Origin of the sequence: Ornithinimicrobium faecis (assembly GCF_023923225.1) — a bacterium.
Classification (GTDB): Bacteria; Actinomycetota; Actinomycetes; order Actinomycetales; family Dermatophilaceae; genus Ornithinicoccus; species Ornithinicoccus faecis.
Window position 1 is genome coordinate 1581539 of the sequence record NZ_CP099489.1, and the last position, 13215, is coordinate 1594753.

Sequence of the window (13215 nt, forward strand, 5' to 3'; positions counted from 1 at the left end):
GACGGGTCAATAGAATCTGGTGGCGAGTTCCTGGCAGGTGTCGGGAAACTGACACCTCGACGATGAGTGGTGGGAGGCCAGCAGTGTTGGAGCCGATCGGACTGTCTGCCGCGGAGGAAGCGGTCTATGACGCACTCGTGCGCCGGGTGGAGGCCAACACCGCTGAGCTGACTCAGGACGCTGGCGTGTCAACGGTGGCAACCCGCAAGGCGCTGCGGACGTTGGAGGAACTGGGGTTGGCGACCCGTGGCGGAGGGCGCCCAGTGCGTTTCCTGGCTGCGCCCCCGGACACGGCCATCGAGACGCTGCTGCGGGATCGTGAGGACGGGATCCGCTCGGTGCGCCAGCAGGTCCACTCGCTGATGGACAGTTATCGCGCTGGCACCAGGTTCACCTCGCCGACCGAGCTGATCGAGGTGATTGTCGGTCGACAGGAGTTGGCGCAGCGGTGGGAGCAGATGCAGCGCGGTGCCCTCACACAGGTGCGTGGCTTTGACGCTCCGCCCTACTCCGCGGTGCGCGGGCAGCGGGAGAGTAACCCGGTTGAGTTGGATCTGCTGGAGCGGGGAGTGGACTATCGGGTCGTCTATGCCAAGGAAGCCACGGAGCTGCCCGGGTGGCTGGACGATGTGATGTTGGGGATGCGTCAGGGCGAGCAGTCCCGGATCTCCCTGCACGTGCCGCTGAAGCTGGCGATCGCGGATGACCGGATGGCGATCCTCCCGCTGCTGCGCACCGGCGATGACGCTGTCACGGCGTCCTATCTGATCCACCCCTCGCCGCTCCTGGACGCCCTCGCCGCCTTGTTCGAGTCCGTCTGGGAGCGCGCGGTCCCCGTTCGGGAAGCCGTGCGTGGAGCGACGGACGCAGAGGACGCCCTGTCGCCCGACGAGGCCGAGTTGCTCACCCTGTTGGCCGCTGGCCTCACCGACACCGCTGTCGCCCGCGCGAAACAGTGGAGCGAGCGCACCGTGCAGCGACATGTCCAGCGGATGATGGCGCGCCTCGGCGTGCAAACTCGCTTCCAGATCGCTCTGGAGGCCAGTCGGCGCGGGTGGATCTGACGCGCGCTGTTGCTGACCTCGCGAAGTGGACCTTGCGTTCGACGCCCGGTGAGCGAAAAATCAAGGTCGCAATCGCGAGGTCAGTCTTCTGAGCGCGGGGGCGGGGGGAACTGCTGTGTGCGGTCCGTGTCGTCGCCGTCCTGCTGCTCTGCGTGCTCGCCCTGCCCTGAGGTCTCGCCCTCGGTGGGCTGGGGGGAGCCGTGGTCGCCGTCAGTGGTCTGCGCTGATGACTCCGGAGCCGGGGACGATTCGCCGGGCGTCCATGCCGTGGCGCCCGTGCCGGGGGTGCCCTGACCCTGCGGGGTGAAAGCCTGCGTGGCGTCCTGCCCCGTCGTGTCCTGACCCGTCGTGTCCTGCCCGAAGGGCTGGCGCTGGGCCTCGTGGCTCGGCCCGGACTGGTCGGAGCCATAGGGCTGCTGACCCTCGGGCGCCTTGCCCTCAGGTGCGGGCTGGCCCTGATCGCCCTGGCTCTGCTGCCCATATCCAGGGTGCTGGCGCTCACCGTAGGGGTAGGCCTGACTCTGATCGTGCTGTCCGTAATTCTGCGCGTAACCCTGAGTCTGGTCCGTTCCATAGGGCTGCTGACCGTAAGGCTGCTGGTTGGTGCTCTGGTCCTGGCCATAGGGCTGCTGACCGTAGGGCTGCTGGTTGGCGCTCTGGTCCTGACCGTAGCCCTGGCCCTGCTGGCCGTAGGGCTGCTGCTCGTGGGACTGCTGGCCCTGCTGCTCGCCGTAGCCGCCAGCGGGGGGATAACCCTGGCCCTGTCCGTAGGCCTGATTCTGGTCCTGGCCGTAGGACGGCTGGCCGTAGCCCTGGCTCTGCTGGCCGTAGGGCTGCTGCTCGTGGGACTGCTGGCCCTGCTGCTGCTCGCCGTAGCCGCCAGCGGGCGGGTAGGCCTGGGTCTGGTCTGCCCCATAGCCCTGACCCTGCTGACCCTGACCCTGCGGGTAACCCTGGCTCTGGCTGCTGTCGCCCTGTCCCGGCTGGGCGTAGGGCGACTGCTCGCCGTAGCCGCCCGAGGGCGGGTAGGCCTGAGTCTGGTCCTGCGGTGCGTAGCCACCCTGCTGGTCCTGCGGCGCGTAGCCGCCCTGCTGCGCATACCCATCCTGCGGGGCATAGCCGCCCTGCTGGTCCTGCTGCGCGTAGCCATCCTGCGGTGCGTAGCCACCCTGCTGGTCTCCACCGGGGCCATAGCCAGCCGGCGGGTAGCCCTGCTGGTAGCCACCCTGCTGCGACGGGTAGCCGCCGCCGACGGGGACGTCGGTGTGCGAGCTGTAGTTATAGGAACCCGACGCGGCGGCCGCCTTGGGGGTCTTGCGACGGGTCAGGAGCGCGCCCAGACCCAGCAGGATCGCCGCGGCGAGGAGACCGGCACCGATGTAGAGGCCGAGCTCGCCGATGATGCCGGGCGCCGTGGTGCGGGCGGCGTTGGGGCCGACAAAGACCGCTTCCTCGGTGCCCTGGCAGGAGATGGCATAGCTGCCGGCCTCGAGGTCGCTCGGGGTGCGGGCGATCTCAAAGAACTCACGGTCCCCGACGTCGACGGAATAGGTGGAGGTCGGACGCTCCATCGTGGCGTCACCGGCCTCACACACCACGTCGGCGCGCACGTCGTCCTCGGCCCACAGCGACATCCCGGAGTCGGGGATCCGCACCGACTGGCCCGCGTTGATGCCGGTCATGTTGGGCGTGGCGGTGCTGAGCATGCCGAACAGCCCGAGACCGACCAGGACCAGGCCCGCGACTCCCAGCAGGGCCGCGAGGGCTCCGAGTGCCTTGGACGGGCCGCCTGACTTCTTCTCCCCATTAGCCATGGTGCGGAATCTATCGCACGGGGAGCGCCGGTTCGAAGTGGCGCCAGCCAAGAGCACCGGGTCGCAGAGCACCGGGTCACAGAGCACGCCGGTCACAGAGCATGGCGGGTCGAAGGGGCAGGCCATCCGTTCGACGTGTGCTGGCGGTCGATCCGATGGCAGGATGGCGCAGGAAGCGTCGCGTGCGAGGTGCGGCCGAGACGACAGGAGTTGCCGTGGGTCTGTTTGGGATCGGTTCGGACAAGGAGCCCGAGGCTGCCGAGGCAGTGGCTGAGGCTGGCATCGGAGCGAAGTCGGCCAACGCCATCGTGGGCAAACTGATGGACATCGGCATCGACGGGCTCGGACCACTCGACTCCGTGACCGAGGTGGTCGCGGCCGCGATGGGGGAGAAGAAGGGCGACACCGAGAAGGCCATCACCGACATCGTCCGGTCCCACATCAAGCTGGGGGCTGCTGGCGGTTTCCTCACCGGCATCGGCGGCTTCGTCACGATGGTCGCCTCGATGCCGGCCAACATCGCCGGCTTCTATGTGCTGGCCACCCGCATGGTCGGCAGCATCGCCTCGATCCGCGGCTATGACCTCAACAAGCCCGAGGTGCGCACCGCCGTGCTGCTGACCCTGGTCGGCGCCGACAGCCAGGATCTGCTCGCCAAGGCCGGTGTCGCCGGCGGCGGCAAGCTGGCGTCGGTCGCGATGCAGCGCCTGCCCAAGGCGGCCGTCATGGTCATCAACAAGGGCGTGGGCTTCAAGCTGGCCACCCAGCTGGGCAGCAAGTCACTCAGCCGCCTGGGGCGGTTCGTCCCGGTCATCGGTGGTGGGATCGGCGCCGGCATCGACGGGTTCCTGATGAACCGGATCGCCGACCACGCCCGCGAGGAGTTCCCGGTCAGGGCCCTGACTGCCCCCTGATCCACGGTTGCACCCAGGGGGTCCCGGAGCGACCGGGTCGTCCACAGATCCTGGTGGACCGTGGTCGTCGGCGCCGTGAGTCGGGAGCGTGGGGGCCATGAGCACCTCACCGATCCGAGTCCGCGGCGTCGAAGAACTGATCGCCACCGTGCCCCTGCACCTGATGTATCAGCCCGAGGACAGCCTGGTGCTCGCCCTGCTGGGGCCGCCAGAGAGCCAGCCCGACTCGACCAGGCCCGCCGGCAACCTGCTGCTGATGGCCCGCATCGACCTGCCGCACGACCTCGGCTCCTTCGAGGCCGTGCTCATGCAGGTCGCCCGGATCCTGCACCACCACCAACCTGCCGTGCTCGAGATCCTCGCCTACGAGGACGACGCTGACGCCACCAAGGTGCTGCGAGCGGTCACGCGCGAGTGCCTGGAGTCGGACGTGGGTGTCGACCACGTGATCCGGGTGCGCAACGGCCGCTGGCAGGAGCTCAGGCCCGACGGCACGGCATCCGTATGGTGCGTGGTCCCCTCCGTCGACCGGGTCCCCTGCGCCGCTGATCTGGTCCTGGCGGGGGCGCACATCGGCCCCAGCCGCGCGGAGCTGGCAGAGCGGATCCACGGCGGTCAGACCGAGCGCAAGCTCCAGCTGTTGGCCGAGATGGAGGACTATCTGGATCGGTTCCTGCAGGCCGTGCCACCCAAGATCAGCACGCCCGAGGTGGCTCGCCTGCGGGCCCGCTTCATCGAGCGCGGGGCCCTCGCGTGGCGCCGGATCCTGGACACCACCCCCGGCGGGCCCGAGGTGGCCGACCTCCCACCCGCGGTCCTCGCGCACGCGATGGTGATGCTGTGGCACCGCGAGTTCCGCGACGGGGTGATCACCTGGGTGGCGCCCGGGGCGATGGGGCCGGGCCTGCTGCCTCGTGAGATCTGTGAGGCGCTCGTGCGCCACCTCGAGCTGGCGCGGACGGGCAACCGGCGCCTGCTGGACCGGCTGATCGCCCTGTGCGCCCTGGTGCCCGACGAGTTCGCGCCGCCCGTGCTGACGGTCACGGGGCAGGGCGCGTGGGCACTGAACAGCGGCACGGTGGCCAACCTGGCCGTCGAGCGGGCACTGGAGCTGGATCCCGACTACTACCTGGCCCAGCTGACCGACCTGCTGCTGCACAACGCGGTCCCACCGCCACCGGGACCCTTCGCGCCGGCCGCTCCCTCATCCGCCGCCTGACCTGCGGCGTGAGGCGCCAGGGGAGGTGCTGGGCGTGTAACCTCCATGCTTGAGGCAAGCAGCACCCTGACGAAAGAGGGATGACATGACGATCATCGTTGGATACGTGCCCACCAAGGAGGGCCGCGCGGCGCTGCGCCGTGCCGCCCAGGAGGCGTCCCTGCGCCACCTGAAGTTGATCGTGGTCAACTCCCACCGTGGTGGCCGTGACTTCGATGCCAAGGAGGCCCAGCGCTTCGAGACCGAGTTGTCTCGCGTGCAGGACCAGCTCGACGCCGAGGGCATCGAGCACGAGGTGCGTGCCCTGGTGCGCGGCAACGAGCCCAGCGAGGACCTGATCGCCGTCGCCGAGGAGACCTCGGCCGACTTCATCGTGATCGGCCTGCGGCGCCGCACCCCGGTCGGCAAGCTGATCCTGGGCTCCAACGCCCAGCGCATCCTGCTCGACGCCTCCTGCCCGGTGCTCGCCGTGAAGGCCGACGACTCCGAGGACTGATCTCCACAGCTGTTGTGCCCGAATCTGTTGTGCCCGAATGGGTGCAACAGAATTGGGGCTATCGCGGGCGCCACCTGCGGCCCTAGACTCACGGACGAGGCTCTTCCCCCGTGACGTAGGAAGCAGTTGTGCATGAGCAAGCCCGCCATCCTGACGGTCGATGACGACCCGATGGTCTCCGCCGCGATCACCCGCGACCTGCGTGAACGCTACGGCGGTGACTACCGGGTGCTCGGCGTGACCTCTGGGGCCGAGGGGCTGGCGGCCCTGGACCGACTCGCGCTGCGCGACCAGACCACCGCGCTGATCGTCACCGACCAGCGGATGCCGGTGATGGCCGGCATCGAGTTCCTGGAGGCGGCCCGCCCGCAGGCACAGACGGCCAAGCAACTGCTGCTGACCGCCTATGCCGACACCGATGCCGCGATCCGCGCGATCAACGACATCGGCCTGGATCACTACCTCCTCAAGCCGTGGGACCCACCCGACGAGCGCCTCTACCCGGTCGTCGACGACCTGCTCGAGGACTGGCGACGGGCGCACCCAACCGACACCTCCGGCATACGGGTGGTGGGGCATCGCTGGTCCGAGCGGGCCCACGCGACCAAGACCTTCCTGGCCCGCAACCACGTCCCCTATCGGTGGATCGACATCGAGGAGGGAGAGGAGGGGGAGCGGCTGCGCGAGGCGGCCGGTGCCGGCGTCGAGGAGTTGCCACTGGTCCTCATCCCGGACGGCGCGACCCTGAGCTGCCCCTCGAGCGTGGAGCTGGCCGGGGCGCTGGGCCTGCGGACCCGCGCCGAGCAACCGCTGTATGACGTGGCGATCGTTGGTGGTGGACCCGCCGGTCTGGCGTCGGCCGTCTATGCGGCGTCGGAGGGGCTGTCGACGGTGATCGTCGAGCGCGAGGCTCCCGGTGGGCAGGCGGGACAGAGCGCCTCGATCGAGAACTACCTGGGGTTCCCACGCGGACTCAGCGGCTCGGACCTGACGCAGCGTGCCGTCGCCCAGGTCATCCGGTTCGGCGCCGAGATGGTGGTGGCCCGCGACGTCGTGGGGCTCGAGGCGCGGGGGCCGGTGCGGGCCGTGCTGCTCGACGGCGAGGGAGAGATCGAGGCCCGGTCGGTGATCGTCACCACGGGCGTGTCCTATCGGCGGCTCGGCGCCGCGGACATCGACGAGTTCACCGGGCGCGGTGTCTATTACGGCGCCACCGCGAGCGAGGCGGTCCAAGTGGCCGGTGACGAGGTCTATCTCATCGGCGCCGCCAACTCAGCCGGTCAGGCCGCGCTCAACCTCGCTCGACACGCCGCCCACGTCACCCTCCTGGTGCGCGGGCCCGACCTGGCGGCCTCGATGTCGCAGTATCTGGTCGACCGCATCAACGCGGCCGAGAACATCACCGTGCGCCACCGCACCGAGGTGATCGCCGGTCGCGGCGACGGACACCTGGAGGCCCTCACGCTGCGCGACCGGGACTCCGGTGCCACGCAAGAGGTCGCCACGAGTTGGCTGTTCGTCTATATCGGGGCCGACCCGCACACCGACTGGCTGGGTGACCTGGTCTCGCGGGACGACAAGGGCTTCGTGCTCACCGGCCCCGAGATGCTGCGGGTCACGAACGGATCTTGGTTGGGGCCGCGCGTCCCCTTTGCCCTCGAGACCAGCATCCCGGGCGTCTTCGCCGCTGGGGACGTGCGGCTGGACTCGATGAAGCGCGTCGCCTCCGCCGTCGGCGAGGGTGCCATGGCGGTGCACTTCGTCCACCGTTATCTCGCCACGACCTGAGGAGCCCCCGTGGATGCCACCGATCTGCAACCGATCGAGCTCTTCGACGGTCTGGGCGACGAGCAGCTCAAGGAACTCCTCGCCGCGGGGCGGGAGGTGCCCTTCGGCCCGGGGGAGTTGTTGTTTGCCGAGGGCGACCATGCCGACTCCTGGTGGGTCCTGATCGACGGCGTCGTCGAGCTGGTGCGACGCACCGAGCGGGACGACATGGTCGTTGGTCGGATGGACGTCCCGGGCCGGTGGGCCGGCGGCTATCGTGCCTGGGTCGAGACCGGGGTCTATCTCGCCAGTGCCCGCGGTCTGGAGCCCGGGCGGATGCTGGAGGTGCCGGCGACGGCACTGCGTGACCTGGCGGCCACCTGGTTCCCGTTCGGCAGCCACCTGATCAAGGGCATCTATGGCATGGCGCTCTATGTCGAGTCCACCGCCCGGCAGCGCGACGCCCTGGCCACCCTGGGCAAACTGGCTGCGGGTCTGGCCCACGAGATCAACAACCCGGCGGCCGCTGCCACCCGGGCCACGGCGGCGCTCGGAGCAGCCGACGACAAGCTGTTCGCGTCACTGCACGAGCTCGCCGCGCACGGGATCACCGCCGAGCAGTTCACGGCCCTGGACGGGTTGCGCCGCGACCTGGCCGCGCGTCCGGCCCCGGCCTATGGCGACGTCGCCGACCTCGAGGAGGCCCTGGCCGAGCGGCTGGAGGCCCAGGGGGTGGACCGCAGCTGGGTGATGGCCCCGGTCCTGGCCGCGGCCAACGCCGACGAGCAGTGGTGTCAGGGCCTGGCGCAGGTCGTCGACGAGCGCTCGTTGCAAGCTGGCCTGGACTGGGTCGTCAGCAGCCTGCAGGGCACCGTGCTGCGCGCCGAGATCACCGAGTCGACCCGGCGCATCTCGGAGTTGGTGGCCGCGGTCCGGTCCTACTCCCAGCTCGACCGCGCAGCCCTGCAGCAGCTGGACGTCGCCGAGGGCATCGAGAGCACCCTGCTGGTGCTGGGGCACCGGTTGCGGGAGGGGTCCGTGACGGTGGTCCGCGACTATGGCGCGACACCGCGGATCGAGGGCTATGCCGGCGAGCTCAACCAGGTGTGGACCAACATCATCGACAACGCGGTCGACGCGATGGCAGGGGAGGGCACGTTGCGGATCAGCACCCGCGCCGGCGACGACGGCGGGGTCGTCGTCGAGATCGCCGACACCGGCCCCGGCCTGCCTCCGGACGTGGCGGCTCGGGCGTTCGAGGCGTTCTACACCACCAAGGCGGTCGGCCAGGGCACCGGCCTGGGGCTCGACATCGCCCAACGGATCGTCCGGGAGCGACACGGCGGCACGATCGAGATCGAGTCGGTGCCCGGGGACACGGTTCTGCGCGTCCGCCTGCTTGCTGCGCCACCAGGGTGACGGGCAAGACGAAACCAGCCAGGCGGCATACGGAGGGAAAACCGCAGGTAAGCGGTGTGTGGCGGGAGGCGGGAACATCGGCGGGGCCATCCTGGTTCTATAATGGCAACAGGTGCTCATCCGCTCACCGAGATCGGATGGCCTGGATTGCCAAACACACAAGAGTCTTGGGCGCTCCGCCGTGCCCGGCGCGCTTCCGCAAGTCCGCCGCTCTCGAGCTCCCCACGAAAGTAGCTGGTGCAACCCGTGACAGCCAAGAAGGCCACTCCCGCAACCACGACCGTCGACCTCCCGGCCGAGTTCAGCAAGCCCGAGCTGGAGACCCTGTTCAAGCAGGGCAAGCAGTCCGGCGAGGTCCCCCTGGCCGACGTCCGGAGCGCGCTCGAGGCCGCTGAACTGCCCAACAAGAAGACCATGACCAAGGTCTTGAAGGTGCTGTCCGACAACGCGATCCAGGTCGTGATGGACGGCACGGAGGCGACGCCGACCAAGCGCGCCCCGCGCAAGACGGCCGCCCGCAAGACCGCGAGCAAGACGACGACGACCAAGACCACCGCGGCCAAGACCGCTGCGGCCAAGGCTCCCGCCAAGAAGGCAGCCACCACCGCGGCAGCGGACAAGACCGCCGCCCCGGCCGAGACAGAGGCTGCGGCCGAGAAGCCGGCAGCAAAGACGGCCGCCAAGGCCACGGCGAAGAAGGCTCCGGCCAAGAAGGCAGCCACCACGCGGGCCGCGGCCAAGACCGCCGCCGGCAAGACCGCGGCCGCCAAGAAGACCGCCACCCGCAAGACCGCTGCCGCCAAGAAGGCCGCTGCAGCAGCCGAGCCGGTGGGTGTCGACGAGGACGCCGAGGTCGACGATGAGGACGAGGAGAAGAAGGAGAGCGAGGTCGTTGCCACACCGCAGCCCGCGGCAGGCACCAAGGCCGAGGACTCCGGCTTCGTCCTGAGCCAGGGCGATGACGACGACGCCCCCGCCCAGCAGGTCGTGACCGCTGGCGCCACGGCCGACCCGGTCAAGGACTATCTGAAGCAGATCGGCAAGGTCGCGCTGCTCAACGCCGAGCAGGAGGTCGAGCTCGCCAAGCGCATCGAGGCCGGCCTGTTCGCCGAGGAGCGTCTCAACTCCGGCGACAAGATCGAGGCCAAGCTCAAGCGTGAGCTGTGGTGGATCTCCTCCGACGGCAAGAACGCCAAGAACCACCTGCTCGAGGCCAACCTGCGACTCGTGGTCTCCCTGGCCAAGCGCTACACCGGCCGCGGCATGCTCTTCCTGGACCTGATCCAGGAGGGCAACCTGGGCCTGATCCGTGCGGTCGAGAAGTTCGACTACACCAAGGGTTACAAGTTCTCGACCTACGCCACCTGGTGGATCCGTCAGGCGATCACCCGCGCCATGGCCGACCAGGCCCGCACCATCCGCATCCCGGTGCACATGGTCGAGGTCATCAACAAGCTGGCCCGCGTGCAGCGCCAGATGCTCCAGGACCTGGGCCGCGAGCCCACCCCGGAGGAGCTGGCGGCCGAGCTGGACATGACGCCCGAGAAGGTCGTCGAGGTCCAGAAGTATGGCCGCGAGCCGATCTCGCTGCACACCCCGCTGGGCGAGGACGGCGACTCCGAGTTCGGTGACCTGATTGAGGACTCCGAGGCGGTCGTCCCGGCCGACGCGGTCTCCTTCACCCTGCTGCAGGAGCAGTTGCACTCGGTGCTGGACACCCTGTCCGAGCGGGAGGCCGGCGTGGTCTCGATGCGCTTCGGGCTCGCCGACGGACAGCCGAAGACTTTAGACGAGATCGGCAAGGTCTACGGCGTCACCCGCGAGCGCATCCGCCAGATCGAGTCCAAGACCATGAGCAAGCTGCGGCACCCGTCGCGCTCTCAGGTCCTGCGCGACTACCTGGACTAATCCGCTCAACCTGCGCCTCGGCATACAGCTGCTGTCCCGATGCCCTGTCCCGACTGTCGGGGCAGGGCATCGGTGCGTTTCGGGGACGAAAATTTCTCTGGCGTGTCGCCGTGTCCCGGGGCTAATCTGAGGGGTGGCCTTCACCGTGGCGGACTCCTACGACAGATTCATGGGGCGCCACTCCCAGCCGCTCGCGAGCGTCTTTGCCGATCGCAGCGGTGTCACGGCGGGGCAGCGGGCCCTGGATGTCGGCTGTGGGCCCGGTGCGCTGACGAGTGTGCTCATCGAGCGGCTGGGCGTCGCCGCGGTCGAGGCCGTTGACCCGTCGCCCCCGTTCGTGGCAGCCATCACAGAGCGCTTCCCCGAGCTGGTGGTCCAGGTGGGGACGGCGGAGCACCTGCCGCACCGCGACGGCAGCTTTGATGTCACGCTCGCTCAGTTGGTCGTGCACTTCATGGCCGACCCGGTCGCGGGCCTGTCTGAGATGGCCCGGGTGACCCGACCCGGCGGCACGGTGGCAGCTGCCGTGTGGGACCTCACGCCGGGCGCGAACGGACCGGTCTCGGCCTTCCATGCCGCAGTGGCCGAGACGGATCCGACCTGGGTTGCCGCCCAGGCCAGGGTCGGTGGCGCCAAGGGTGAGCTCGCCGAGCTGTTCCGGTCTGCAGGGTTGGACCAGGTGCGGGAGAGCGTCCTGAGCGCCGACGTGCCGATGGCTTCCTTCAAGGACTGGTGGGAGCCGTTCCTGCTCGGTGTCGGCCCGCCGGGGGACTATCTTGCTGGTCTCGACGAGCAGGGCCGCAGCGACGTGCGGGAGCGCGCCCGAGGGCGGTTGCCCGACGGGGCGTTCACGATGCGGGTCGATGCGTGGTGCGTCACTGCCACTGTCTGAGGGCTAGTGGTCAGGGGAGATGGGCACGGCCTCCGGCTCTATTCGTGAGCGGGTCCGCCAGACGAGCAGACCTGCGAGGAGCACCGCCACGCTGCCGCCGGCCACCGCGATGCCGGTCCACGGGACCTGGGTCGGCGCGGTGATCTCCGCCGGATGGGCCAGGGCGATGAGCCTGGACCGTGCGCCCAGGCCGTAGACGGTATGGAGTGACCCACTTTTTGTTGGGCGCCGTACCGAACTAAGCCCTGTTCGGGAACCGTACCTCGTTCCTCGATGGCCTTGATCGTGCGTCGTCGCTGGTCGGTGTCAACGTCGTTCATGCTCGCTGCGCTGCGCGTGCTCCACGTTGACACTCTCCTACGCGACGGCGCCAGGGCCGGGTATCGAGGAGCTGTTCCTCAAGGCGGGGTTGCGGGCCGGGGCCCCACGCACAAGATTCGTGGGTTACCGAGCAAGGACTGCTTGCTCGGCCTATCCGACAATTGTGGGAGGCCCCGGTGTTTACCGAGCGTACGAGTGTTGGGCTCGACGTGCACGCCAGATCTGTCGCTGCAGCGGCGATCGACGGCGAGACGGGCGAGCTGATCCAGGCGAGACTCTCCCCTGGTAAGAAGCAGATCACCGACTGGCTCAAGGCGTTGCCTGGCCCGGTCGCGGTGACGTATGAGGCCGGCCCGACCGGGTTCGACCTGTACCGTGCGTTGAGCTCGGCCGGGATCCGGTGCGAGGTCGCTGCCCCGTCAAGGTTGCAGAGGCCTTCTGGCGACCGGGTCAAGACCGACGCCAGGGACGCGGTCCACCTGGCCAGGTTGCTACGCCTGGATGAGATCAGCTCGGTGGCGATCCCGACGGTGGACCAGGAAGCGGCCCGGGACCTGACCCGGGCCCGCGAAGACGCCCGTGGTGACCTGATGACGGCCCGGCACCGGCTGTCCAAACTGCTCCTGCGCTACGGCATCGTCTACTCCGGCGGGTCCGCGTGGACCGGCAAGCACGACGCCTGGCTACGCACCGAGGCCTTCGCTGGGCTGAGCACCCGGGCGACCCGGCTGACGTTCGACGCCAACTACGACAACGTCCTGACCACCTTGGCCCGCCGGGACCGCCTCAATGTCCACATCGAGGAGTTAGCCGCCGACAGTGAGTTCACCCCCGTGGTGCGACGACTGTGTTGCCTGCGGGGCATCGCCACGCTGACCGGGTTCGCCCTGGCCGTCGAGATCGGTGACTGGCACCGGTTCACCGGCAAGACCATCGGCTCCTTCGTCGGACTGGTACCTTCCGAGCACTCCTCGGGCAACTCCCGCTCCCAGGGGCCGATCACCAAGACCGGCAACACCCACGTGCGGCGGATGCTGGTCGAGGCTGCCTGGCACCACCAGCCCAGGTACCGGATCGGCAAGACCATGCTGGACCGGTGGGACCTGGCCCCCGCAGCTGCGCGGGCCCGCGGTGACGCCGGGAACCGGCGGCTGCACGCCCGATGGGTGACCTTCATCGAGCGGAAGAAGAAGCCCACCATCGCCAACGTCGCCATCGCCCGCGAGCTCGCCGGCTGGTGCTGGTCCCTGGCGGTGCTCGACGAATAGCCCCCACGAACTGCTGATCTGCTAATACCGAACCGCTGGTAGCAGCGCGTGGAGCGGACCCGCGCCCGCACTATGAGCAGCAAAGACCCCCCGTGGGCCTTTGTGACGCTCGATGTTAGACACGCGGTCCCGC

General features: G+C 69.2%; 10 protein-coding genes. 9 read left to right on the forward strand and 1 reads right to left on the reverse strand.

The genetic code is table 11. The annotated features are described in order from the left end of the window. The first annotated feature begins 83 nt into the window (after positions 1-83). Positions 84-1064 (forward strand): helix-turn-helix domain-containing protein, encoded by a 981-nt coding sequence (locus tag NF556_RS07360; RefSeq protein WP_252594962.1) that lies wholly within the window; start codon positions 84-86, stop codon positions 1062-1064. 80 nt (positions 1065-1144) lie between these two features. On the opposite strand, the gene NF556_RS07365 is transcribed toward NF556_RS07360, so the two are convergent. After that, positions 1145-2878: a hypothetical protein gene (locus NF556_RS07365; RefSeq protein ID WP_252594964.1), complete on the reverse strand. Its 1734-nt coding sequence runs from the start codon at positions 2876-2878 to the stop codon at positions 1145-1147. 215 nt (positions 2879-3093) lie between these two features. On the opposite strand from NF556_RS07365, the gene NF556_RS07370 reads away from it, so the two are divergent. The 8 genes from NF556_RS07370 to NF556_RS07405 all read left to right on the forward strand — a co-directional run bounded on the left by NF556_RS07370 (position 3094) and on the right by NF556_RS07405 (position 13082). Continuing rightward, complete coding sequence (locus tag NF556_RS07370) at positions 3094-3792, forward strand: EcsC family protein (protein ID WP_252594966.1); 699 nt, start codon at positions 3094-3096, stop codon at positions 3790-3792. A 97-nt stretch (positions 3793-3889) separates the two neighbouring features. Further along, a complete protein-coding gene (locus tag NF556_RS07375; RefSeq protein ID WP_252594968.1) occupies positions 3890-5011 on the forward strand; it encodes a DUF4192 domain-containing protein in 1122 nt (373 codons plus the stop codon). Positions 5012-5096: 85 nt separating this feature from the next. Further along, positions 5097-5507, forward strand: coding sequence for a universal stress protein (locus tag NF556_RS07380; RefSeq protein WP_252594970.1), 411 nt, complete (start codon positions 5097-5099; stop codon positions 5505-5507). Positions 5508-5639: 132 nt separating this feature from the next. Beyond that, positions 5640-7295: an NAD(P)/FAD-dependent oxidoreductase gene (locus NF556_RS07385; protein ID WP_252594972.1), complete on the forward strand. Its 1656-nt coding sequence runs from the start codon at positions 5640-5642 to the stop codon at positions 7293-7295. A 9-nt stretch (positions 7296-7304) separates the two neighbouring features. Continuing rightward, the gene (locus NF556_RS07390) at positions 7305-8693 is read left to right on the forward strand and encodes an ATP-binding protein (protein ID WP_252594973.1); all 1389 of its coding nucleotides are present in this window, start codon (positions 7305-7307) and stop codon (positions 8691-8693) included. A 246-nt stretch (positions 8694-8939) separates the two neighbouring features. Then, positions 8940-10601 (forward strand): RNA polymerase sigma factor, encoded by a 1662-nt coding sequence (locus NF556_RS07395; RefSeq protein ID WP_252594975.1) that lies wholly within the window; start codon positions 8940-8942, stop codon positions 10599-10601. Positions 10602-10734: 133 nt separating this feature from the next. Next, positions 10735-11493 carry a class I SAM-dependent methyltransferase gene (locus tag NF556_RS07400; protein ID WP_252594978.1) on the forward strand — a complete coding sequence of 253 codons (759 nt, stop codon included), beginning with the start codon at positions 10735-10737 and terminating at the stop codon, positions 11491-11493. A gap of 497 nt (positions 11494-11990) precedes the next feature. Next, entirely contained in the window at positions 11991-13082 is a 1092-nt protein-coding gene (locus NF556_RS07405) for an IS110 family RNA-guided transposase (RefSeq protein WP_252591974.1), read from the forward strand. The last annotated feature ends 133 nt before the right edge of the window (positions 13083-13215 follow it).